The 20827-nt window shown below is 71.1% G+C and carries 21 protein-coding genes; 9 read left to right on the top strand and 12 right to left on the bottom strand.

What is annotated here, in order from left to right; all coding sequences use genetic code 11:
• Positions 1-13: 13 nt before the first annotated feature.
• From ACQE3L_RS12085 to ACQE3L_RS12095, 3 genes are all read right to left on the bottom strand, one after another.
• A complete protein-coding gene (locus ACQE3L_RS12085) occupies positions 14-520 on the bottom strand; it encodes a PIN domain-containing protein (protein ID WP_426964075.1) in 507 nt (168 codons plus the stop codon).
• Entirely contained in the window at positions 517-804 is a 288-nt protein-coding gene (locus tag ACQE3L_RS12090) for a UPF0175 family protein (RefSeq protein WP_426964076.1), read from the bottom strand. The genes ACQE3L_RS12085 and ACQE3L_RS12090 overlap by 4 nt, the downstream gene beginning before the upstream one ends.
• An 85-nt stretch (positions 805-889) precedes the next feature.
• A complete protein-coding gene (locus ACQE3L_RS12095) occupies positions 890-1138 on the bottom strand; it encodes a DUF8007 family protein (RefSeq protein WP_426964077.1) in 249 nt (82 codons plus the stop codon).
• Positions 1139-1325: 187 nt separating this feature from the next.
• On the opposite strand from ACQE3L_RS12095, the gene ACQE3L_RS12100 reads away from it, so the two are divergent.
• Both ACQE3L_RS12100 and ACQE3L_RS12105 read left to right on the top strand, forming a co-directional pair.
• A complete protein-coding gene (locus tag ACQE3L_RS12100) occupies positions 1326-1706 on the top strand; it encodes a cupin domain-containing protein (RefSeq protein ID WP_426964079.1) in 381 nt (126 codons plus the stop codon).
• 4 nt (positions 1707-1710) lie between these two features.
• Positions 1711-2388: a DUF8052 family protein gene (locus ACQE3L_RS12105; protein ID WP_426964080.1), complete on the top strand. Its 678-nt coding sequence runs from the start codon at positions 1711-1713 to the stop codon at positions 2386-2388.
• Between the two features lie 79 nt (positions 2389-2467).
• On the opposite strand, the gene ACQE3L_RS12110 is transcribed toward ACQE3L_RS12105, so the two are convergent.
• The 3 genes from ACQE3L_RS12110 to ACQE3L_RS12120 form a co-directional block, all read right to left on the bottom strand.
• Positions 2468-4342, bottom strand: a complete 1875-nt coding sequence (locus ACQE3L_RS12110) for a carbon starvation CstA family protein (protein WP_426964082.1) — start codon at positions 4340-4342, stop codon at positions 2468-2470.
• A 106-nt stretch (positions 4343-4448) separates the two neighbouring features.
• Positions 4449-5438: an ArsA family ATPase gene (locus ACQE3L_RS12115; RefSeq protein ID WP_426964083.1), complete on the bottom strand. Its 990-nt coding sequence runs from the start codon at positions 5436-5438 to the stop codon at positions 4449-4451.
• Positions 5438-5734, bottom strand: coding sequence for a DUF7990 family protein (locus ACQE3L_RS12120; protein ID WP_058367601.1), 297 nt, complete (start codon positions 5732-5734; stop codon positions 5438-5440). Before ACQE3L_RS12120 ends, ACQE3L_RS12115 begins: the two co-directional genes overlap by 1 nt.
• Positions 5735-5838: 104 nt before the next feature.
• Between ACQE3L_RS12120 and ACQE3L_RS12125 the strand changes: the two genes are divergently transcribed.
• From ACQE3L_RS12125 to ACQE3L_RS12150, 6 genes are all read left to right on the top strand, one after another.
• Positions 5839-7122 carry a CobW family GTP-binding protein gene (locus tag ACQE3L_RS12125; RefSeq protein WP_426964084.1) on the top strand — a complete coding sequence of 428 codons (1284 nt, stop codon included), beginning with the start codon at positions 5839-5841 and terminating at the stop codon, positions 7120-7122.
• Positions 7123-7335: 213 nt separating this feature from the next.
• On the top strand, positions 7336-8871 hold the full coding sequence (locus tag ACQE3L_RS12130; protein WP_426964085.1) for an LVIVD repeat-containing protein: 1536 nt from the start codon (positions 7336-7338) through the stop codon (positions 8869-8871).
• Between the two features lie 76 nt (positions 8872-8947).
• Positions 8948-9274, top strand: a complete 327-nt coding sequence (locus ACQE3L_RS12135) for a NifU family protein (RefSeq protein ID WP_426964086.1) — start codon at positions 8948-8950, stop codon at positions 9272-9274.
• A gap of 558 nt (positions 9275-9832) precedes the next feature.
• Entirely contained in the window at positions 9833-10129 is a 297-nt protein-coding gene (locus tag ACQE3L_RS12140) for a DUF7130 family rubredoxin-like protein (protein ID WP_426964087.1), read from the top strand.
• Between the two features lie 134 nt (positions 10130-10263).
• Positions 10264-10794 carry a 50S ribosomal protein L16 gene (locus ACQE3L_RS12145; protein ID WP_426964088.1) on the top strand — a complete coding sequence of 177 codons (531 nt, stop codon included), beginning with the start codon at positions 10264-10266 and terminating at the stop codon, positions 10792-10794.
• Positions 10795-10903: 109 nt separating this feature from the next.
• On the top strand, positions 10904-11995 hold the full coding sequence (locus ACQE3L_RS12150) for a geranylgeranyl reductase family protein (RefSeq protein WP_426964090.1): 1092 nt from the start codon (positions 10904-10906) through the stop codon (positions 11993-11995).
• A 73-nt stretch (positions 11996-12068) separates the two neighbouring features.
• On the opposite strand, the gene ACQE3L_RS12155 is transcribed toward ACQE3L_RS12150, so the two are convergent.
• From ACQE3L_RS12155 to ACQE3L_RS12175, 5 genes are all read right to left on the bottom strand, one after another.
• The gene (locus ACQE3L_RS12155; RefSeq protein ID WP_426964091.1) at positions 12069-13913 is read right to left on the bottom strand and encodes a PAS domain S-box protein; all 1845 of its coding nucleotides are present in this window, start codon (positions 13911-13913) and stop codon (positions 12069-12071) included.
• A gap of 16 nt (positions 13914-13929) precedes the next feature.
• Positions 13930-15375 carry an ATPase domain-containing protein gene (locus ACQE3L_RS12160; RefSeq protein ID WP_426964092.1) on the bottom strand — a complete coding sequence of 482 codons (1446 nt, stop codon included), beginning with the start codon at positions 15373-15375 and terminating at the stop codon, positions 13930-13932.
• Positions 15376-15451: 76 nt separating this feature from the next.
• Positions 15452-16582, bottom strand: coding sequence for a CAF17-like 4Fe-4S cluster assembly/insertion protein YgfZ (ygfZ, locus tag ACQE3L_RS12165; RefSeq protein WP_426964094.1), 1131 nt, complete (start codon positions 16580-16582; stop codon positions 15452-15454).
• A gap of 842 nt (positions 16583-17424) precedes the next feature.
• Positions 17425-18390: an ROK family protein gene (locus ACQE3L_RS12170; protein ID WP_426964095.1), complete on the bottom strand. Its 966-nt coding sequence runs from the start codon at positions 18388-18390 to the stop codon at positions 17425-17427.
• 49 nt (positions 18391-18439) lie between these two features.
• Positions 18440-18898 (bottom strand): universal stress protein, encoded by a 459-nt coding sequence (locus tag ACQE3L_RS12175; RefSeq protein ID WP_426964097.1) that lies wholly within the window; start codon positions 18896-18898, stop codon positions 18440-18442.
• Between the two features lie 124 nt (positions 18899-19022).
• Between ACQE3L_RS12175 and ACQE3L_RS12180 the strand changes: the two genes are divergently transcribed.
• Positions 19023-19763, top strand: coding sequence for an SDR family NAD(P)-dependent oxidoreductase (locus ACQE3L_RS12180; protein WP_426964098.1), 741 nt, complete (start codon positions 19023-19025; stop codon positions 19761-19763).
• On the opposite strand, the gene ACQE3L_RS12185 is transcribed toward ACQE3L_RS12180, so the two are convergent.
• The gene (locus ACQE3L_RS12185) at positions 19760-20665 is read right to left on the bottom strand and encodes a creatininase family protein (protein ID WP_426964099.1); all 906 of its coding nucleotides are present in this window, start codon (positions 20663-20665) and stop codon (positions 19760-19762) included. The genes ACQE3L_RS12180 and ACQE3L_RS12185 overlap by 4 nt on opposite strands.
• Positions 20666-20827 lie beyond the last annotated feature (162 nt).

Here is a 20827-nt window from a genome sequence, read left to right on the forward strand (position 1 = left end):
GTCGGGACCGCCGTCACTCGGCGGCGTCGAGCGCGCGGATGAACGCCGCGTAGAGGTCCGGCCGGCCGTACCAGCCGGCGTCGAGGAGGTCGTCGAACGCGTCGAGCGCGCGGGGGGCCGGAAGGTCGCCGTTCGCGACCGCGGTCGCCAGCACTCCGGGGACCGTCGTGGTCGGAACGCCCTCCGCGGCGGCGATCCGGCCGAGGTACGGCTCCTCCGCGACGAGGGCGCCGGAGACGAGGTCCGCGAGCGCGACGGCCGCGGCGTCGTCGTCGGCCAGTCGGTCGTTCGTGCGGAGGCGCTCGTACAGCGGCGCGTCCGAGACCGTGACCGCGCGGAAGGCGTCGGCGTCGCCGAGCCGGGCCAGCGCGCTCGCGGGGGGCGCCTCCGGCGCCGCGGCGGTCAGCGTGTCGAAGACCGTCCCGGGGACGAGGACCTCGTCGTCGACGGCCGCCAGGGCGTCCAGCCGGTCGGCCCGACCCAGCGCCGCCAGCGCGGAGACGGCGACCACGAGGGTCATCCGTCCAGTTCCGCGGCGACGCGCCCGGCGTCGACCCAGGTCACCTCCCGCTCTTGCAGGAGGTCGGCGAACGCCCACGGGTCCAGTTCCGCGATCTCGGCACCGCGCGCGAACGACACCTCGCCGGCCGCGAATCGCTCCACCGCGCGGTCGCGGCGCCACTCCGCGAGCGCGTCCGACAGCAGCCGCTCGGCCGCGGCGTCCCGCGGCACGTGCTCCGTCCGTGCGTATCGTGCGAGGTCGCCCGCGAGGTCGTCGTCGAGCGCCACCTCCACCCGTTCCATGCCTCGCTCTGACACGGGGGTGCGTGTTAAAGGATGCGTCCGGGGCCGCCCGAGCGGGACGCGGACGGTGCGGGGGCCGAACCCGTCAGCGCCCGTACGCGATCCGCTGTGCCGTCTCGTCGAGCCACGCGCTCGCCTTCGAGAGCCACACGGCGGGCGACACGCGACGGAACTCGTCCTCGTCGACCTCGATGCGCTCCCCGCTGAAGGGGTCGCTCCGGAGGCCGCCCTCGCCGCCTTCGCCGCCCTCCTCGCCGTCGATGGCGTCCAGCGCGTCGACGACCGTCGTCATCGAACACCGGCCGCACGTCTCGGCCTGTTTCTTCTCTCCCATGGGTCTGTCTACCACGCCGTTGGTGCGCCGGCGTGTTAAACGCATCTCCGCGTGTGCGGCGCGCACACGACCGCTCCGCGGTCCGTCGCCGCCGACCGGGGCCGACACGACCGGTCGCCGCCCGCGACGCTCGACCGCTCCCGACCGACGCCGACGGGCTTTTATCCGGGGTGTGGTATTTCCAGCCATGGGATATCGAACCGTGGACGCGGACGCGGTGGAGCCGGAGCCGGACCGGCCGAGCGAGTGCCGGAAGCTCGGCGGGCCGGCGGGGCTGGAGGCGATGGCGATCAACCGCTTCCGCGCCGAGCCGGGCGAGGAGATCCCGCTGGCGTACCACTACCACGACGAGCAGGAGGAGGCCTTCTACGTGCTCGAGGGGACGCTGTGGGTGGAGACGCCGGAGGGGACCCACGAGGTGCCGAACGACCACCTGTTCGCGGTCGACCCGGGCAGCCCACAGCGCGCGCACGTGCCGGCCGACGCGGACGCGGCCGCGACCGTGCTCGCGGTCGGGGCGCCCGCGGTCTCGGGGGACGTACACGCCTACGACCCCGACCAGGAGTGAGGGCATGAGCGGCGACTCCGAGCGCGTCGACTCCGGCTCGGCCGACGCCGACGCCGGCGCCGACCGCGCCGACCGCGCCGACCGCGTCGACCCCGACCGCCTCCCGCCGGAGATCAGGGAGGCCGTTCCGGACTGGGACGACGAGTACCTCGACCGCGTCGGCGACCGGCTGATGTACGGCTACGACCTCGAGAAGGACTACCGGCTCGACGGGGAGCGGTGGGACCTCTACGGCGAGATGCGCGTGCGCAACGAGAAGCAGTTCCTTCACCCGGCGCTCAGCTACGCCGACCACGAGGCCGAGGAGTACCTGTTCGCGCGCCGCGAGCAGGGCGTCACGATCCGCGAACTGGAGCGGCTCGTCGAGCGGGGCCACGACGTGGCCGACGAGCGCGTCGACCCGGACGAGGAACACTACGGCACGGACGTGACGTTCGCGCTCGTGACCGACGCGATCCCGGACGACGTCCGCGAGTTCGTGGAGGGGTTCCGCGACCGGACCCTGCTGAAGTTCGGCTACTACGGCCACTACGACGTGAACCTGATCGTCGTCGCCCCCGACGCCGAGGCGATCGTCGCCAGCGAGGCCGCCGACGCCGCGGAGGCGTTCACCCTCTGGGAGGACGTGAGCGAGGAGCGCGAGGGGTTCCTCTCGCGGTTCGCGCGGAAGTTCTGGACCTGAGACGGCGCCGCGGCTGGCGGCGGGAGAACGGGAGGAGGGCTGGGCGCGCCGGTCGCGCCCTCCGAACGCTTTCGAGTCGTCAGTCGTCCGCGGGCGCCGAGCCGACCCCCTCGCGCACGTTGGCGAGGTTGTCGTAGCCGATCTTGACCAGCGAGAGCGCCAGCCAGACCAGCACGAAGCCGAGAACCGCCTGGACGCCCGAAGAGACCATCGCGGCGGTGCCGTCCGCGCCGCCTTGCAGGATGTTCGTGTAGATGTTCCGGTACAGGGCGATGAACGTCAGCGCCGTGACGGTGATCGCCACCATCAGCGCCATCGGGACGCCGGTGCTAAGCAGCTGCTTGGACTCGTCCCAGTTGGCGAGCCAGATGGTCGCCGTCAGCAGCGCGAGCGCCGCCAGCAGCTGGTTGGCGCTACCGAACAGTCCCCACAGCGTCACCCACTCGCCGGAGATGACGAGCACGTAGGCGATGACGCCCTGCAGCACGGGGTTGGTGTACCGGCCGCGGGCGAAGCCGCCGAAGTCGCCCGAGAGCCCGGTCGTCGTCTCGCCCGCCGGCGCGCCGACGATCTCCTCCATCATGTAGCGACCCAGCCGGACCGCCGTGTCGGTGGAGGTGAGCAGGAAGCTCACGAGCACGAGCGCCATGAACACGGCGCCGATCGTCTGCGGGATGCCGAGGCTCGTGAGGATGATACCGCCGCCGGCAGCGAAGTTCGGCAGCGCGCCGCCGATACCGCCCGCGGTCGCGTCCGCGACGAAGCCGGCGACCGCCAGCGTCGACAGCGCCAGCGCCGCGAGCAGGCCCTCGCCGAGCATGCCGCCGTAGCCGATCAGGCGGGCGTCGGTCTCCTTGTTGAGCTGCTTCGAGGTCGTCCCCGAGGAGACCAGCGAGTGGAACCCGCTGACCGTCCCGCAGGCGATGGTGATGAACAGCAGGGGGAACAGCGGCCAGACCCCGGCCGCCTCGGTCCCCCAGAAGCCCTCGAACGCGCCGATCGACGAGTCGATGACGAGCGGCTGCGCCGGCGTCGTGATCAGCGTGCCGACGATGATCGCGAGGATCCCCCCGCCCACGCCGGAGTACAGCAGGAACGAGGAGAGGTAGTCACGCGGCTGGAGCAGCACCCACACCGGGAGCGCGCTCGCGACCCCGCCGTAGACGATGATCAGCGGGAGCCAGGCCGCGACGTTCGGCGTCAGGATCGCGTCCGCGGAGACGGTCGCACCGGGGATCCAGCCGCCGGCCCCGAGACCGATCAGCTCCGCGAGGACGAGCGTCCCCTCGGGGTACGCGCCGGCCTCGACGGCCGGGAACAGCGCGAACGGGTACTGGATGCCGACCCAGACGGACGCGAACACGCCGGCGACGAACAGCGCGGTCCCCGGGAGGAACGGTCCGTTGAGCTGGTACAGGTAGACGCCGAACAGCAGCGCCAGCGCCACGTACAGGAACGAGGTGGTCGTCACCTGCGGGAACGCGTTGAACACGATCCCCACCACGAGCGCGAACACCGCCACGACGAGGATGATCGTGAGGAACGCGAACCACAACAGGAGGTTCTTCCCCCGCTCGCCGACGTACTCGCCGACGATGTAGCCGATACTCTTCCCCTCGTGGCGGATCGACCCGCTGAGGGAGACGAAGTCGTGGACCGACCCGATCAGCGGGTTGCCGATGGCGATCCACGCCAGCGCGGGCACCCAGCCCCAGATGGCGCCGGCCGTGATCGGTCCGACGATGGGCGCGCCGCCCGCGATGCTCGAATAGTGATGCCCCAGTAGCACCGGCTTCTTGGCCGGTACGTACTCCTGCCCGTCCTCGTACTTGTGTGCCGGCGTCTCGTTGGCGTCGTCGAGTTCGACGAACCGGGAGAGGTACTTCGAGTACCCCAGATAACCCACGGTGAACGTTACCAGCACGGCAAGCACGATCCAGATTACTTGCGTCATTGTTACCCTACCTCACGCTAAACCATGAGGAAATGGGGACTTAAGTATTGCCACCCAAACCCGGCGAGAAAAGCCGCCGCTGGTGCCGGTTTCACCGGCCTCGGTCTCACTCGGCCGCGGGGTCGACCGCGGTGGGCGGCTCCGCGGCCGTCTCCACGTCGAGTTCCGCGGCCACGTCCGCGAGCAGGTCCCCCTTCACCTCGCTGGTTCTGGTCTCGATCTCCGCGACCAGCGGCGGCGCAAACTCCTCGCGCACGCGGGCGATGCGCTCGCGGTCGGTCGCGACGCGGTCCCGGAGGTAGCGGGCGCCGCGGCCCTCCTCGTCGGGGTCCGGCTCGGGTGTGAGCTTGTTCGCCACCAGCCCGCGGACCGCGAGGTCGCGCTCGCTCATCCCGTCGATGGCGCGGGCGGTCTCGTTGAGCGAGAGCTGGTCGGGGTTCAACACGAGGAAGAAGGCGGCGTCCTCCCGGAGCGCGGCGCCGGCGAACTCGAAGAACTCCTTCCGCTCCTGGAGCCGGGCCAGCACCGGGTCGCCGTCCATCACGCGCCGGGGCTCGCGGTTGCCGATGGCGGCCTTCTCGAAGAGGTCGATGCTCCGCCGGCGCTTGTGGGCCAGCCGCTCGATCCAGTCCTCCAGGAACTCCGGGAGCCCGAGCAGGCGGAGCGTCGAACCGGTCGGGGCGGTGTCGAAGACCACGCGGTCGTACGGCTCGGAGGCGCGCATCACCTCGACGAACCGGTCGAACAGCGCCGACTCGTAAGCGCCCGGCGTCTGGTGGGCCATCTCCAGTTGCCGGTCGATCTCCGAGACCATCGCCGGGGAGACCTGGTCGGAGAGGCGCTGCCTGATGTCGTCGAGGTGGGCCGCCACCTCGTCGTCGGGGTCGATCTCCATCGCGTGGAGTCCGTCGACCCCCTCGACGGGCGTCGGCTCGTCGCCGAAGCGCTGGTCGAACACGTCCGAGGTGGAGTGGGCGGGGTCCGTGGAGACGACGAGCGTCTCCAGCCCCGCGTCGGCGCATTTCTGTGCGTACGCACAGGAGACGGTGGTCTTGCCGACCCCGCCCTTGCCGCCGAAGAAGACGAACGGCTCCATCAGAAGTGGTACTGCTGGCCCTTGCGTTCGATCAGCGTGTCGCGGTCCCACAGTCGGCGCTCCCACGCCTCGAACTCGTCTTCGAGGTACGGAAGCAGTTCGGCCGTGTAGTAGGAGACCGGCGAGGGGATCCCGAAGGCGTCCGGGAAGCACGCCAGCAGGAACGAATCCTCGAGGTCCTCGGCCTCCTTCTCGATCTTCTCGTAGGCCGGGTGGCTGATCATCCCGTGGTAGAGCCCGCGGGCCCACTCGTCGAGGGTCGCGAGGAACCGGTCGATGCGCTCGGCCAGCGTCATGGATTCACACGTAGCGGTCGCCGCGGTAAAAGCTGTCGCGGCTCGGTGCTCGAGACGCCCGCCCGGACCGCGGCTTCAAGGTCGTTCCCCTCCACCGCGTGGGTATGAGCGACGCGATCCCGGTGACGATCCTCTCGGGGAGTCTGGGGGCGGGCAAGACCACCCTGCTGAACCACCTGCTGCGGCACGCCGGCGACCGCGACGTGGCCGTCCTCGTCAACGACATGGGGGACGTGAACGTCGACGCCGACCTCGTCGCGGAGGGCTCGGACCTCGACGTGGAGGGCGGCGTCGCGGAGCTGTCGAACGGCTGCATCTGCTGTGAGCTACAGGACGACCTCGAGACGGCCGTGGTCCGGCTCGCCCGGAATCGCGAGTTCGACCACCTGGTCGTGGAGTCGTCGGGCATCTCCGAACCCGCGCCCGTCGCGCGGCTGTTCACCACCGAGTCGCGCGTCGCCGCGCTGTACGACGTGAACGCGCTCGTGACGGTCGTGGACGCCCGGCAGTTCCGCGACGCGTTCGCGGGCGAGGGGACCCCGGAGCGCCGCGCGGACCCGGACGCCGACGAGCGCCCCCTCTCCGACCTCCTCGTGGAGCAGGTCGAGGTGTCGAACGTCGTCCTGCTCAACAAGGCCGACCTCTGTACCGACGCGGAGCTCGCGGAGGCCGAGGAGCTAATCGCGGCGCTCCAGCCGGACGCGGAGACCATCCGCACGGAGTTCTCCGCGGTCGACCCCGCCCGCCTGCTGGACGTCGACCGCTTCGACCCGGACGAGGTCGGCGACCTGCCGGGCTGGAAGCGCGCGCTCGCGGACGCCGAGGGCCACGGAGGACACGGCGAGGGGGGGCACGGCGGGGACGGGAACGACGAGGGCGACCACGCCCACGACGGCCACGACGGCCACGCCCACCGCCACCCGGACGAGGTGTACGGCGTCACCTCGTTCACCTACCGGCGGCGGCGCCCCTTCCATCCCGGCCGGATCGCCGACCTCCTGCGTGACCTCCCGGAGAGCGTCGTCCGGTCGAAGGGGACGCTGTGGGTCGCGGGCAACGAACACCGGCAGGTCGTCGGGCAGGCCGGCCCCTCGGTTCGCGTGGAGGCGCCCGGGCCGTGGATCGCCAGCCTCCCCGAGATCGACCGGGAGCTCTACCGGTCGAACCGGCCGGACCTGGAGTGGCACGACGAGCACGGCGACCGGCTGACTGAGTACGTCGTCATCGGCACGGGAATGGACCGCGAGGCGGTGACCGAGGCGCTGGACGACTGTCTGGTCACCGACGAGGAGTGGGCGAGACTGGAGGGCGGGGGGTCCCTCGACGCCGCCGACCCCTTCCCCGACGAGCCGGGCGCGGAGGTCGCGCTCCGCGAGCCGGGAGCCTGACCGTTCGCTCGGAAGCCGGCGCAGTCACGCGTCCGGACGCGGCGGTCGCGGACCGGAGCTGTCTCGGCGCTGTGCGACCGCGTATCTGAGGACCGACTGCGGAGTAGAGAGGGCCCGCTGGGGCTTTCCGACCGTCGCGTTCCGAGCAACAGGAGCGACGCGTCGACCCCTCGGTTGAGAAACCCTCATACGCGCGAGCCCCCACCGACCGGTATGGACAGACGGCGCTTCCTCCGGACCGGCGCGCTGGGCGTCGCCGGAGTGGCGTTGGGCGGCGCGGCGGCCGGCGGGTTCGGGGACACGGCGGCCGCGGCGACCGCGAGCGAGCAGGAGTCGACCGCCTACGCCCCGATCGGGCGGCTCGACCTCGACGCCGCTTACGAGGCGGTCGTCGCCGAGGACGGGGCGACCGCCTTCGTCGCCACGGGCGACGGGTTCGTCGTCGTCGACCTCTCCGATCCCGCCGATCCCCGGCCGGTCGCCGAGCGAGGGAACCTGCTCGCCGACCGCGAGAACGGCCCGCTGACGCGGGTCTGGGACCTCTCGGTCGACGGGAGCGACCTGCTGGTCGCCGGCCCCGCGAACCCGAACCGGAGCGTGAACGCCGCCGTGCGCTTCGACGTCTCCGACCCCGCCGACCCGGAACAAGTCGCCGTCGCCGAAGTGGGGTTCCCGGTCCACAACTGCGCGCTCGCGGACGGGGTCGGCTACCTCACCGGCAACGACCGCGACCGGAACCCCCTCGTCGTCGTCGATCTGAGGGAGGATCCGGGGGAGAACGGGAGCGCGACGGCCGGCGAGGAACTCGCGCGCTGGTCGGTTATCGACGCCGACCCCGCGTGGGACGACGTGCGACAGACCCTCCGCGTGGTCCACGACGTGAGCGTGACCGACGGCGTGGCGACGCTGGCCTACTGGGACGCCGGCACGCACCTGCTCGACGTCTCGGACCCCGCGGATCCGGCCTATCTCGGCGGCGTGACGCCGCACGAACCGGGAGAACTGGCCGCGCTGTCGGCCCACGGGGTCACCGTCGAGAACTCGGCGCTCCCGGGCAACCACCACTATGCGGAGACGGACGAGGCCGGCGACCTGCTGGCCGTCAACGCCGAGGCGTGGGCGGTCGAGACCGGCGACGGACTGCGGGGCGGCCCCGGCGGCGTCCACCTCTACGACCGCTCGGACCCGGGCGACCTCACTCGACTCGCGACGGTAGAGCCCCTCGAAAGCCCCGACCCCACGGGCTCGGGCGTCTGGACCACGGCGCACAACTTCGAGCTCCGGGACGACCGCCTCTACACCGCGTGGTACGAGGGCGGCGTGACGCTCCACGACGTCTCCGACCCCGCGGCTCCCGCGGAGTTGGCGCGGTGGCGCGACCCCGCCCACGCCAGTTTCTGGACCGCGCGCGTCGGCGTCCCCGGCGAGTTCTTCGTCGCCCCGAGCACGAGCCACCGGCCCGCGCAGGCCGCCCTCTACACCTTCCCCGACCGCGCCGGCGAGCAGGCCGACCCGCCCGCGCTGCGCGACGCCCTCCCGGACGCGTCGACCGAGACCCCCGCGGCCGCACGGACGCCCGCGGACGCGACCGAAACGCCGCCCCCCGAGACGACCGCGACCGACGGCGCCGCCACGACGGACGGCGAGGCTCCCGGGTTCGGGGTCGCGACCGCTGTCGGCACCGTCGCGGGCGTGGCGGGGGGACTGCGCGTCCTCAGGCGGGTCCACGACGACGGACGTGCGGAATAGTGACACAGTTGCTTGCAAGGAACGGCCGGCCGCCCGAACCGCAAGCTTCCAAAGGCCCCGGCGCCAACTACGGGCAATGAGCGACGAGAGCCTGGCGGACCGGGTGGAGCAGTGGATGGTCGGCCAGATGCCGATCATCCAGATGCACGGCGGGACGAGCGTCGTGCGCGAGGCCGACGCGGAGACCGGCGAGGTCGTCGTCGAACTCGGCGGCACCTGCTCCGGCTGCGGCATCTCCAACGTCACCGCCGAGAACATCCGCCGCGACCTCATCATGGACTTCGACGAGGTGACCGAGGTCCACGTGAAGGTCCCCTCCTCGGGCGACCAGGGCGCCGCCACCGTCGAGGGCGGCCGCGGCGGCGACCTCCAGCACGAAACCGAGAGCGCGGAGCACTTTTAGAACCGACCGTTTTCCCGCCGACCTTTTTCTGCGTTGGGTTCGCGCGGCGCACAGCGCCGCGCTCACCCGTCCTTGAAAAATGTCGATCAAAAAGGGGCCGCGGTCGGCGCTGCGGGCGCTGCGCACCCTCGCGCCGCCGCGGTACCACAACCCCCGACAGAAACCGCAACCCGACCTTTTTCTGCGGTCGGGTCGCGGCGGCGCAGGGCGCCGCCTTGACCGCTCCCTTGAAAAATGTCGATCAAAAAGGGGCCGCGGTCGGCGCTGCGGGCGCTGCGCACCCTCGCGCCGCCGCGGTACCACAACCCCCGACAGAACCGGCACCACACAGCCACAGCACCGCACCGCATCGACACCGCACCACCACAGCACCGCCACAGCACCGCACCGCATCGACACCGCACCACCACAGCACCGCCACAGCACCGCACCGCATCGACACCGCACCACCACAGCACCGCCACAGCACCGCCACCGCACCGCGACCGCGGACGGCAGAGATTGTGTGTCGCGGTACCGTGACACATAATTAAGACGATCCGGCACGTATTGCCGCGTATGGCCTCCGAAGAACCCGTATTCGCGGACGTGACCATCGGACAGAGCGTCTACGACGACGAGGGGAACGAACTCGGATCGGTGCGCGGGGTCGACGACGACGGCTTCTACGTCCGGTCCCCGGACAGCGGCGAGGCGCTGTCGCTCACGCAGGCGCGGGACGTGTTCGGCACCGCCTACGTGATGTGGCGGTGCTGGGAATGCGGCGAGATGGGCGAGATCGGCGACCAGCTCCCGGCGAACTGCCCGAACTGCGACGCGCCGCGAGAGGAGCTCTACTACTGGGCCGAGGACTGACCCGGCGCGCTTCTGACCCCGTCGGTCAGTGCGTGACAACCCCTCACAGGTTCCGAGAGCCGGCTCTAGCGGCGCGAGAGGAGCGCTTTCGAAGGCTTTATTCGCGGCGCGGAGGTGATATCCGACAAGTAACCATGTCAGACAAGCCCGCCTCCATGTACCGGAAGATCGACAAGCCGTCGTACACGCGCCGTGAGTACATCACGGGCATTCCGGGCTCGAAGATCGCACAGCACAACATGGGCGACCTCTCCACGGACCCGGACGACTACCCCGTCGAGATCAGCCTGCGCGTCGAGGAGACGCTCCAGATCCGCCACGGCTCGCTCGAGAGCGCGCGCCTGTCGGCCAACCGGCACCTGCTGAAGGAACTCGGCGAGGGCAACTACAAGATGGTCCTCCGCAAGTTCCCCCACCAGGTCATCCGCGAGAACAAGCAGGCGACCGGCGCGGGCGCGGACCGCGTCTCCGACGGCATGCGACAGGCGTTCGGCAAGCCGGTCGGCACCGCCGCCCGCATCCAGAAGGACGAGGCCGTCTTCACGGCCTACTGTACGCCCGAGCAGGCCCCCGTCGTGAAGGAGGCCTTCCGCCGCGCGTACAACAAGATGTCGCCGCCGTGCCGGATCACGGTCGAGCGCGGCGAGAAGCTGCTGATCTCGTAAGCGACTCCCGTTCTCCCGGTTTTTCCGACGGTTCCAGCGACCGCGTTTCTTCCCCCCCCGGCGTCCTCGTCGGGAAGTGCTTATCAGTCGCGGCGCGGTGCGTACCGGTATGTACGATTTCGCCGTCGTGGGCGTCGGCCCGGCCGGCGCGCGCTTCGCCCGCCGCGCGGCGGAGGCGGGGTACGACGTGATCGCCTTCGAGAAGGGCGAGGTCGGGACCCCGCTGGCCTGCTCCGGGCACGTCTCCGACGACGTGTGGGAGTACGTCCCGGACGCGGCGCGCGAGGAGTTGCTGCAGAACGAGGTGTACGGCGCGCGCTTCCGCGTCGGCGGCCCCGACTCGAAGCCCTACCGCTTCTACAAGGAGGAGCGCGTCTCGAACGTGATCGACCGCGTCGGGCTGGACCGGACGCTCGCCGACTGCGCCCGCGAGGCCGGCGCCGACGTGCGCGAGGGCCACACCGTCACCGGCGTCGACGAGCGCGAGGACCGCGTGGCGCTGGACGTGCGGACGGCCGACCGCGTCGATGGGGGGATCGAGACGGTCGAGGCGCGGATGGTCGCGGGCTGTGACGGCCCCGTCTCGCGCGTCCGGCGCGCGGTCGGCCTCCCGGAACCGGACGAGAAACTGCACGGCGTCCTCGCGTTCGACCGCGACCCGGATCACGGCGACTTCGTGGACGTCCACCTGACGGCGCCCACCTTCTTCGCGTGGCGCATCCCCCGCGGGGAGGCGGGCGTCGAGTACGGGCTCGCCGCGCCACCGGGCGTCGAGGTGAACGAGATGTTCGACGCGCTCACCGACGCCTACGACGTGGAGACGGACCACTTCTGTTCGGGCGCCATCCCCGTCGGCCCGCCGGAGACGGTGACGACCGACCGCGTCTTCCTGATCGGCGACGCGGCCGCGCAGACGAAGCCGTTCACCGGCGGGGGGATCCGCTACGGGATGGCCGCCGCCGACGCCGCGGCGGGGGCGATCGATCCCGCCGACCCCGCCACGCTCGCCGACTACGAGGCGGCGTGGCGCGACGAGTTGGCCAGGGAGATCCGGCTCGGAAAGCTCATCAGGAAGTGCTACTCGCTGCCGGAGCCGGTTCAGCGGCTCGGGCTCCGGGCGCTGTCGGGCGAGATCGGCGTCCACATGGACAGGCCCTCCTCGTTCTTCTCGCGGACGCATCTGCGCCGGCTGCTGCGCTGAGGGGGAGTCGCCGGCTCGCCCCGACCCCCTCCCGGTCCGCTCGACTGCGGCGCCGCGAACGCAGTCCGTGCGGTCAGTCGTCGGCTCCCGATCCGGTCCCGGCGTCGTCGAGCGCCGGGAACCGGAGTTCGACGACCGCGCCGCGGGGCTCCGCCTCCCGGTAGGAGACGGTCCCGCCCACGTCCTCCACGGTCCAGCGGACGAGCCAGAGCCCGATCCCCGAGGCGTGCTCCGTCGGCGTCTCGGCGGTGCCCACGAGCGGCCCCCGGTCGGCCTCCGAGATCCCCGGTCCGTTGTCCGCGACGCGGAGGACGGCCGCGGAGCCCCCGCCGCCGGCCTCCCGCTCCAGTGAGACCCGCACGCGCGGGTCGCGGTCGCAGTGGACGACCGCGTTCGTCAGCAGCTCCTCGACGGCGACCGCGACGCTGTCGTTCGCGAGCACGGAGACGGACGCGAGCGTCGTCTCGATCCCGGCGTGGGGATACTCGTCGCGGATCTCCTCGGCGGCGGTCGCGATCACCTCGTCCAACCGGACCGGCTCCAGGTCGACGTCCCCGCGCAGCGCCGAGCGGAAGCGCCGCGCCGCGTTCGACAGCGACAGCAGGTTCTCGGACGCCTTCTTGATGCGGTCGACGTGGTGGGCGATCTCCCCTTCCCCGGCCTCGATCCCGGACGCGTGCCCGATCACCACGTTGAGGCGGTTGCGGAGGTCGTGTCTGAGCACGCGGTCGAGCACGGCGAGCCGCTGTTCGCGCTCGCGCCGGTCGGTCACGTCGCGCTGGAACCCGAGGAAGTACTCCACTTCGCCGTCCGGGCCGTGGATCGGCGTCACGTCCAGCGCGTTGTACCACTCGCTGCCGTCCGCGCGCCGGTTGAGTATCTCGACGCTGACGGGCTCGCCGGCCGCGATCGCCTCGCGCAGGCGGGCGACCGTCTCCGGGTCCGTGTCCTCCGTCTGGAGGATCCGCGGGTTTCGGCCGAGCATCTCCTCGCGCGAGCGTCCGGTGAGCCGCTCGAACTCGTCGTTGACGTAGATCAGCGGATTGTCCGGAAGCGACGGGTTTGAGATCGTGATCCCGATGGTCGCGTCGTCCATGGCGCGCCGGTAGAGCCGGAGCTGATCCTCCCGGGCCTGCCGGCGCGACACGTCGTGAACGATCACCTGTACCGTGTCCCCGTCGACCGCGGTGGTGGCGATCTCGACCGGGACCGGGCGGTCGTTGCGGCGGATCCGCGCGTCGACGAACTCCGCCTCCCCCGCAGCGTCCGGGTCCGCGATCAGCCGTCGAACGGGGTCGCGGCAGTCCGGATCGATGATGGAGACGAACTCCCGGCCGGCGAGGTCCTCGGGGTCTGTTCCGAGCAGCCGTCCCGCCGCCGCGTTGGCGTAGGTGATCGTCGCGTCGGCGACCAGGAAGGCGGCCGCCGGCGCCTGCTCGATCAGCCGCCGGTAGCGCTCCCGGCTCTCGGCGACCTCGCGCGAGAGCGACCGGGCGCGCGTGACGGTGTTCAGGCGCCGCTCCAGGACCGCGCTTCGGAGCGGGGTCGACAGCACGTCGGTGACCACGGTCGCGAGGTCCTCGGGGAGCCGCGCCAGCACCGCCCCCGGATCGCCCTCCGCCACGAGCAGACACGGCACGAGCGTCGCTTCCCGCTCCCGGATCCGACGGAGTCCGTCCGCGACCGCCCGGAGCGTTCCCGGGTCGGCGAGGCAGCACTCGAAATCCAGCCCCTCGAGGTCGGCCGGCTCGGCGATCACCGGCTCGTAGCCGTGCTCGTCGAGCCACTCCACGAGCAGTCGGCGGTCCTCGCCGGGACGGAGACAGCAGACGACGCGCGGCCGCTCCGGGTCGTCGCCGTCGGTCGGCGGCGAGTCGATGCGGTCTGCTGCCCTCGCTCCCGGTGTGGGGTCACTCATCGTGCGGTGTTCACGCTCACTCGCCGGTGAACTCCGGCGTCCCGGTGAGGATGCCACGCAGGTTCCGGAGCGGCTCGCCGAGAACGATCCCCTCGTCGGTGATCTCGAACTCCCGGAGCGTGCGCTCGAAGTCGCTGGCGCGCATCTTCAGGACGCCCGCCGCCTTCCGGAGTTCGCCCTGCATCTCCAGATAGCGGAGGAACAGCATATTGTCCGCGAGGTAGCTGATCCGGTCGCTCGTCGGTTCGAAGTCCCCCGTGATCGTTCCCACGTCGTCCACGAGGATCGCCGTCACACCCATGTTCCGCAGGTACCGGCACAGCGCGTGGATCTCCCGGAGCAGTTCGTCCGACTCGCCGCGGATCGAGAGGCGGTAGCCGGAGAGGCCGTCGATCAGCACCACGCGGGCGTCGCGCTCCTCGACCTCCTCGCGGACCGCGTGGGCGAACTCGTCCGGCGAGACGGAGAGCGGTTCGACCTCCTCCAGCGCGAGCGATCCCTCACCGGTCATCTCCCCGACCGGGATCCCGACGCTCTCCGACCGGTGGGTGAACGTCGCGGCGTCCTCCTCGAAGAGGTACGCGACGGAGCGCTCGCCGCGGGCGGCGGCCTCCTTCAGGAAGTGCGTCGCGGTGGTCGACTTCCCCACGCCGCTCGGCCCGGAGATGACCGAGACGCTGCCGCGCTGGATCCCGCCCGACAGCATGGCGTCGAGGCGCTCGACGCCGGACGAGATGCGTTCGTCGGTGAGCGAGCGCCCGTGGTCGGTCGGCACCAGCTTCGGGAACACGGACATCCCGCCCTCGTCGATCCGGACGGTGTGTTGGCCGGACTGAAAGCCGGAGCCGCGGAACTTGGTCACCTCGACGGTGCGGCCCTTCTCGGCGTGGCTCAGGTGAACGCTGCCGTCACAGAGGAACTCCAAGTCCTCGACGCTCCCGGTGGTCCCGGGCTGGGTCGAGAAGAGGACCGTCGCGCCCCCCTCAGTGAGGTAGCGCATGAACGACGCCGCCTCCCGGCGGAACTGGTAGTCGTCGCGCACGAGGTGTCTGAGCTGCGTCAGCGGGTCGACGAACACGCGGTCGGGATCGACGCGGTCGACGGCGTCGACGATGGCCGCCGTCACCTCCTCGGACTCCACCTCGTCGGCCGCGAACACGCCGTAGGTGCGGTCCTCGGCGAACACGTCCGCGCCCGGCGAGAGGTCGAGGAACTCGATCCCGTCGAGGTCGAACCCCAGCGACGCCGCGTTCTCGCGGACGCGCTCGGTCGACTCCTCGAAGTTGACGAACAGCGTCGACTCCCCGCGGTCGCGCCCCGCCGTCAGGAAGTGGTAGCCGAGAATGGTCTTGCCGGTCCCCGGGCCGCCCCGGAGCATGTACGATCGGCCGGAGAGGAACCCACCCCGAAGTACCGAATCCAGGCCGGGAATACCCGTCGCCAGCCTACCTACCTCTGACATATTAAACCAGGAGGGGATAGGACCTATTCAATGTGTGTCATAGCCAGAATGAAATTATTCGGATAATATTTACTCCTCAGTCCTCGTAACGTGGCAGACGGGCGGACCGAACGCTCCCGTCGACGAACGGGAGATCCGATAGTTCTGCTGACACTTCATCACCAGCGACGCGCACCGCGAGGTCGGTCGCGTCGAGATCGTACTCGACCAGCGCGAGCGCGATCGGCTCGTCGAGCGTGGGGCTCGCGACGGCGCGGGTCACCTCGCCGACCGCGGCGTCGCCCGCGAACACGGCCGCGCCGGCGTCCGGGAGGGCGTCGTCCGGGGAGTCGGCGTCCGCGTCCGCGTCCGGCTCGCCACCCAGCCGGAGTCCCACGAGGCGGCGGCTCGGGCGGCCCTGGTTCTCGACGCGCGAGACGACCTCCTGGCCGACGTAACACCCCTTCTCGAAGTCGAGCCCGTTCCGCAGGCCGAGGACGTTCGGGACCGTCCCCTCGAGTTCGTACTCGAAGAGGGGGGTGCCCGCCTCCGTCGCGAGCACGTCCCACGTCCGGTAGCCGAACGGCGCGGCGTTGAGCCCCCGGTTGACCAGCGTGTCGAACACGTCGCCGGCGTCCTCGGCCGCGCAGACGACCTCGTAGCCGTCCTCGCCGAGGGGGTTGTCGGTCGCGATCACCGTGACGCCCGCGTCCACCATCGTCCCGCGCTCGAACGTCAGCGCGGGTTCGGGCGCGCCCGCGTGGTTCAGCACGGAGGCGACCTTCTCGGTCGCCATGGGACCGTGGACGCCGAAGACGCCGAACTCCGCGGAGGCGTCCCGCAGGTCCACGTCCTGGATGAACACCTTCGAGGACCAGTCCTCGAGGAGGGGCTCGGCGCGCTCCGGCGGCGTGAACACCAGGAGCCGCTCGCCGGCGTTGTAGACGTACATGTCCGTCTCGATGCCGCCCTGCGGGTCCAGCAGGAGCGCGTAACAGCCCGCTCCGTCCTCCGCGGGCACCCGGTTGGTGACCGCGTTGTCGACGAACTCGACGCGGTCCTCGCCCCTCACGGCGAGGACCCCGTACCCCATCTCGATGGTGCCGACGACGTTGCGCACCGCGCGGGCCGCGCTCTCCGGCCGCCCGTAGTGGTCGACCACCTCGCGCCCGCCGCGGTCGCGGAACGTCGCGCCGTGGTCCGCGTGGGCGTCACTGACCAGCGTCATGAGCGGAGCAAGTGGTGGCGCGGGGAAAAGGGCGCTGGATACGCGGTGTCCGTGAATGCGGTCGTGGATCCTGCTTATCGGAAGGAGAGTGTTCTGAAAGTCGGAGCCGGCTCGACCTAATACTGATCTGCTGCAGACTCTGCTGCTCGGAACAGCACCACCCGGAAAGCCCCAGCCGGCTCGACCGGCCGTCGTGAGACGGTCCGGGCTGCCTGCAGTGGCGGGCTGCCGGGCTGCGACTCACGGGCTCCCGCTCGTTCCTCGCGGGAACGCGACACACGCTGCGCTCCTCGCTCCGCGCCTGGCGAGACAACCCGCGTCTCGCCGCTCTCCGGCGTGCAGTAGCGCGCTGGAGACACCGCTCGCTGCGGTGCCTGAGACGAAGTCTCAGACTAGCGAGTGCTTCGCTCTCGCGTCGCTTGCGGAGCCGGGACCGGATCGAGCCGACTGCCCCTTTCAGTCCCACCCACCGCGACCGCACCGCAGCCTCACACTCCCCAGCCTCGCCGCAGTCGCGGTCGCGCGACTGCGCCGCTGCGCGACCGCGACTGCGGGCTCCACCGAAAATCGGAGATTTTCGAGCAGCCGGCGTGCGGTAGCGCACCGAAAACCGCAGGTTTTCGAGCCGCCGTTCGCTCCGCACCGCGCTCACGGCGACGCCGGCGACCTCGCGCGCGTTTCTCGCGCGCGCCGACCGCACTGCACGTACAGCACCACTTCCGGCGGGCCGAACGTTTTTCGCGGATGCGGCGGAACTCCCGCCGTGAGTGCAGTCGGGTCGGGTGGTCTGTGCGACTCGGTGTCGCGTCCGGCGGGTCAGGCGTCGAGAATCAGGGCTGGCTCTATAACCGGGAGCGGTCGCCCGTCCCGCCGGTGAGCGCGCTGGCGAGGGCGCCCTTCACCACCACCTCGTCGCCGAGGTCGGTGAGTTTGATCTCGGGGAGGTTGATGAACACCATCTCCGAGAGCTGCTCGCGGACCGGGTCGAGCACCAGTTCCGGGTTGTTCAGCGCGACGGCGCCGCCGACCGAGACGACCAGGGGCGCGTACGCGTGGATGACGTTGGCCAGCCCCATCGCGTTCCAGTGGGCGACCTGTGCGACCACGTGGTCGGCGAAGTCGTCGTCGCCGGCGGCGTCGAAGACGTCCTTCGCGGAGAAGTCGGGGTCGTCGACCGGTAGGCTCGTCTCGACGGGGTCCTCGGCGTGTAGCTCGCGGGCGTATCGGGGGATGTTGTTGCCCGAGCAGTAGGCCTCCCAGTGGCCGTCGGAGCCGCAGCCGCACCGCATGAAGCCGTGGGGGTCGAGCGTCATGTGGCCGACCTCGCCGGCGTTGCCGTCCCAGCCGGCGAGCACGTTCCCGTCGACGGAGACGCCCGCGCCGACGCCCGAGGAGATGGTGAGGTACACCATGTCGTCGGGGTTGCGGTCGGCGTGGAACCGCTCGCCGATGACGCCCGCGTTGGTGTCGTTGTGCAGGTGCACCTCGTCGGTGTCGAGCAGCTCCGAGAGGGGGCCGGTCAGGGGGATCCGGTCGATCGCGTCGGGGAGGTTCGCCGGGTTCTCCACGACGCCGGCGGCCAGGTCCAGCGGGCCGATGGAGCCGATCCCGGCCGCGGCGACGGTCGTCGGGTCGACGCCCGCCTCCGCGCAGGCCTCGCGGACGACGCCGAGGACGGCCTCGGTCACCGCGATGCCGGTCGGCCCGCGCGGGGTCGGGCGCTTCGCGGAGCCGAGGATCGCCGCGTCGCCGTCGCCGACGACCGCACGGACGTTGGTCGCGCCGAGGTCGACGCCCACGTAGTGCATCTACGCGTAGGGGGGCTCCGGCGGCACTTAATTGAGACGCTTCCGGGCGCTACTTCGTCCCCTCGCGGACGAACGTCACCGGGCACGGCGAGGAGAGCATGACCTCCTGGGCGACGCTCCCGAAGACGGCCTTCCCGGTGGGGGAACGCTGGCGCCCGCCGACGACCACGCGGTCGGCGTCGGTGTCCTTCGCGACGTCGACGATCTCCTCGCCGCGGTGGCCGACCGCGCCCCGGATCGCGTAGTCGACGCCCGCCTCGTCCATGATCGTCGTCAGGTCGCGGATCGTCGCGTGGCGCTTGGCCACGCCGTCGGGCGTCGCCTCCTCGCTGTCGGGGTCGATACTCAGCTTCTCGCAGGTGTCCTCGAACTCCTCCCTGGTGAACACGTGCGCGAGAACGACCTCCGCGTCGCAGGGGCCGGCCACGTCCGTCGTCTCCTCGCCGAGTCGCTCCACGCGTTCGCGGTCGTCCGCGCCGACCGCCAGCAACATCGTGTCGATGCTCATGCCAGCCCCTTGCCTCCCCGATAACTTAAAACCACCGTCCGTTTACTCGATTTTGAATTAATTTTCAGACCCGAGTTACCACCTCACACGACGAGGCTTTGCCGGTGCGGACGGATCGTCGGGTATGATCGAGCCGGATCTGTCCGGGCGGGTTGCGCTCGTCACCGGGAGTGCGCGGGGGCTTGGACGATCGATCGCGCTCGCGTGCGCCGAGGCGGGCGCGGCCGTCGCGGTCCACTACAACACCAGCGAGGCGGCCGCGGTCGCGACCGCGGAGGAGGCGCGCGAGCGCGGCGCGCCGGCCGCAACCGCGGTCGGGGCGGACGTGACCGACCCGTCGAGCGTCGACGCCGCCTTCGACGCGGTCGCGGAGGAACTCGGCGCGGTCGACGTGTTGGTGAACAACGTCGGCGACTTCGCGCCCGAGCACTGGGAGGCGATGAGCGTCGCGACGTGGGACCGCGTGCTGGAGACGAACCTCAAGGGGACCTACCTCTGCACGCGCCGCGCGCTCCCCGCGATGCGCGAGGCTGAGTGGGGACGCGTGGTGAACGTCGGCTACGCCGGCAGCGACCGCGCGCTCGCGAACCCGAAGAACCTCCCGTACTTCATCGCCAAGACGGGCGTCCTGATGTTCACGCGGGCGGTCGCGCGGGACACGACCGACGACGGCGTCACGGTCAACGCGGTCTCGCCGTACGTGGTGGAGTCGAGCGACGAGTTCCCCGACGAGGCGCCTCGCGGGCGGTGGGCCACCTTCGAGGACGTGCGGCAGGCGGTGCTGTTCTTCCTCGACGAGGGGTCGGCGTACCTCTCGGGCGAGAACGTGGAAATCGACGGCGGCTGGCTCCCCGAGCGGCTCTAAGTCCCATCCCGATCGTCGTCCGCGCCGGCGTCACGGCCGCGGGTCGCTCCGTCGCCACGGTCGTCCGCGACGCCATCACGGTCCGCCGCGTCCGTCGTCGCGACCCCGTTCCGATCGCCACGCTCCAGCGCCGCGACGAGCGTGACGAGGTTCTCGACCGCCTCGTCGGCCAGTTCCCGTCCCTTCGCGGCCGTGGCGCTCGTGGGGTCGCCCAGGTTCCCGGTGTCGGTCAGCGCCGCCATGTCGGTCGCGGTGAGCGCCCACCCCACGCGGTTGTCGCCGAGCGCGTCGTAGTCGGTGAGCGGGAGGCTCTCCGCCGGCGGGTCGACCGCCTCGGCCTCGTCCATGCGGACGAGGTCGGGGAACAGCTCCAGCATCAGGCTCGTCTCGAACTCGGAGGCGTGGAACGTGACGCTGCTGTCGCGGACGCGCGCCGCCGCGTCGGAGAAGACGTCGATCAGGGGGACGTGGAACGCCGCGAGGTCGAACTCCGTCCGGAGGTCCCGCACGACGACCTCGAGTTCGGGGTCCTGTGCGAGGTAGTGGCCGTTCAACAGGAGGACGTTGTCGATCCCCCACTCGGCCGCGGAGCCGGCCACGTCGCGGACGTAGCGCCGGAACGTCTCGCTCTCGACGGTGAACGTTCCCGGCTTGAAGGTGTGGTGCTCGCTGACGCCGTAGGGGACGGCGGGCGCGAGCAGCGCGGGCACCTCCTCGGCGACGCGTTCTCCGATGGCCTCGGGCATCAGCGTGTCCACGCCGAGCGGCATGTGGTGGCCGTGCTGTTCGGTCGCGCCGACCGGCAACAGGAGCGTCGACGTCTCCGCGGTCGCCGCCTCCACGTCGCGCCAGGTCATGCGCTCCAGCCGGAACTCGTCCAGGCCAGCCTCGGACTCGGTCATGTCCCCCGATGCGGTCGCCCGGAGGTAAGCGGTTTCGGCACGGGACACGGCCGCGAACCGATTTTTGAACCTCGGAATGCGGTGCTGATGCGGTCGCGGTGCGGTGCTGATGCGGTCGCGGTGCGGTGCTGATGCGGTCGCGGTGCGGTGCTGATGCGGTCG

The sequence above is a fragment of the Haloparvum alkalitolerans genome (genome assembly GCF_050122995.1).
Classification (GTDB): Archaea; Halobacteriota; Halobacteria; order Halobacteriales; family Haloferacaceae; genus Haloparvum; species Haloparvum alkalitolerans.

What these genes read in the sequence shown, in the direction of transcription:
- ACQE3L_RS12150 (WP_426964090.1), top strand. Translation starts at nt 10,904, where the DNA reads ATGTACGATTTCGCCGTCGTGGGCGTCGGCCCGGCCGGCGCGCGCTTC.
- ACQE3L_RS12110 (WP_426964082.1), bottom strand. Translation starts at nt 4,342, where the DNA reads ATGACGCAAGTAATCTGGATCGTGCTTGCCGTGCTGGTAACGTTCACC.
- ACQE3L_RS12160 (WP_426964092.1), bottom strand. Translation starts at nt 15,375, where the DNA reads ATGTCAGAGGTAGGTAGGCTGGCGACGGGTATTCCCGGCCTGGATTCG.
- ACQE3L_RS12140 (WP_426964087.1), top strand. Translation starts at nt 9,833, where the DNA reads ATGGCCTCCGAAGAACCCGTATTCGCGGACGTGACCATCGGACAGAGC.
- ACQE3L_RS12130 (WP_426964085.1), top strand. Translation starts at nt 7,336, where the DNA reads ATGGACAGACGGCGCTTCCTCCGGACCGGCGCGCTGGGCGTCGCCGGA.
- ACQE3L_RS12090 (WP_426964076.1), bottom strand. Translation starts at nt 804, where the DNA reads ATGGAACGGGTGGAGGTGGCGCTCGACGACGACCTCGCGGGCGACCTC.
- ACQE3L_RS12175 (WP_426964097.1), bottom strand. Translation starts at nt 18,898, where the DNA reads ATGAGCATCGACACGATGTTGCTGGCGGTCGGCGCGGACGACCGCGAA.
- ACQE3L_RS12115 (WP_426964083.1), bottom strand. Translation starts at nt 5,438, where the DNA reads ATGGAGCCGTTCGTCTTCTTCGGCGGCAAGGGCGGGGTCGGCAAGACC.
- ACQE3L_RS12105 (WP_426964080.1), top strand. Translation starts at nt 1,711, where the DNA reads ATGAGCGGCGACTCCGAGCGCGTCGACTCCGGCTCGGCCGACGCCGAC.
- ACQE3L_RS12170 (WP_426964095.1), bottom strand. Translation starts at nt 18,390, where the DNA reads ATGCACTACGTGGGCGTCGACCTCGGCGCGACCAACGTCCGTGCGGTC.
- ACQE3L_RS12180 (WP_426964098.1), top strand. Translation starts at nt 19,023, where the DNA reads ATGATCGAGCCGGATCTGTCCGGGCGGGTTGCGCTCGTCACCGGGAGT.
- ACQE3L_RS12135 (WP_426964086.1), top strand. Translation starts at nt 8,948, where the DNA reads ATGAGCGACGAGAGCCTGGCGGACCGGGTGGAGCAGTGGATGGTCGGC.
- ygfZ (WP_426964094.1), bottom strand. Translation starts at nt 16,582, where the DNA reads ATGACGCTGGTCAGTGACGCCCACGCGGACCACGGCGCGACGTTCCGC.
- ACQE3L_RS12095 (WP_426964077.1), bottom strand. Translation starts at nt 1,138, where the DNA reads ATGGGAGAGAAGAAACAGGCCGAGACGTGCGGCCGGTGTTCGATGACG.
- ACQE3L_RS12100 (WP_426964079.1), top strand. Translation starts at nt 1,326, where the DNA reads ATGGGATATCGAACCGTGGACGCGGACGCGGTGGAGCCGGAGCCGGAC.
- ACQE3L_RS12155 (WP_426964091.1), bottom strand. Translation starts at nt 13,913, where the DNA reads ATGAGTGACCCCACACCGGGAGCGAGGGCAGCAGACCGCATCGACTCG.
- ACQE3L_RS12125 (WP_426964084.1), top strand. Translation starts at nt 5,839, where the DNA reads ATGAGCGACGCGATCCCGGTGACGATCCTCTCGGGGAGTCTGGGGGCG.
- ACQE3L_RS12085 (WP_426964075.1), bottom strand. Translation starts at nt 520, where the DNA reads ATGACCCTCGTGGTCGCCGTCTCCGCGCTGGCGGCGCTGGGTCGGGCC.
- ACQE3L_RS12120 (WP_058367601.1), bottom strand. Translation starts at nt 5,734, where the DNA reads ATGACGCTGGCCGAGCGCATCGACCGGTTCCTCGCGACCCTCGACGAG.
- ACQE3L_RS12145 (WP_426964088.1), top strand. Translation starts at nt 10,264, where the DNA reads ATGTCAGACAAGCCCGCCTCCATGTACCGGAAGATCGACAAGCCGTCG.
- ACQE3L_RS12185 (WP_426964099.1), bottom strand. Translation starts at nt 20,665, where the DNA reads ATGACCGAGTCCGAGGCTGGCCTGGACGAGTTCCGGCTGGAGCGCATG.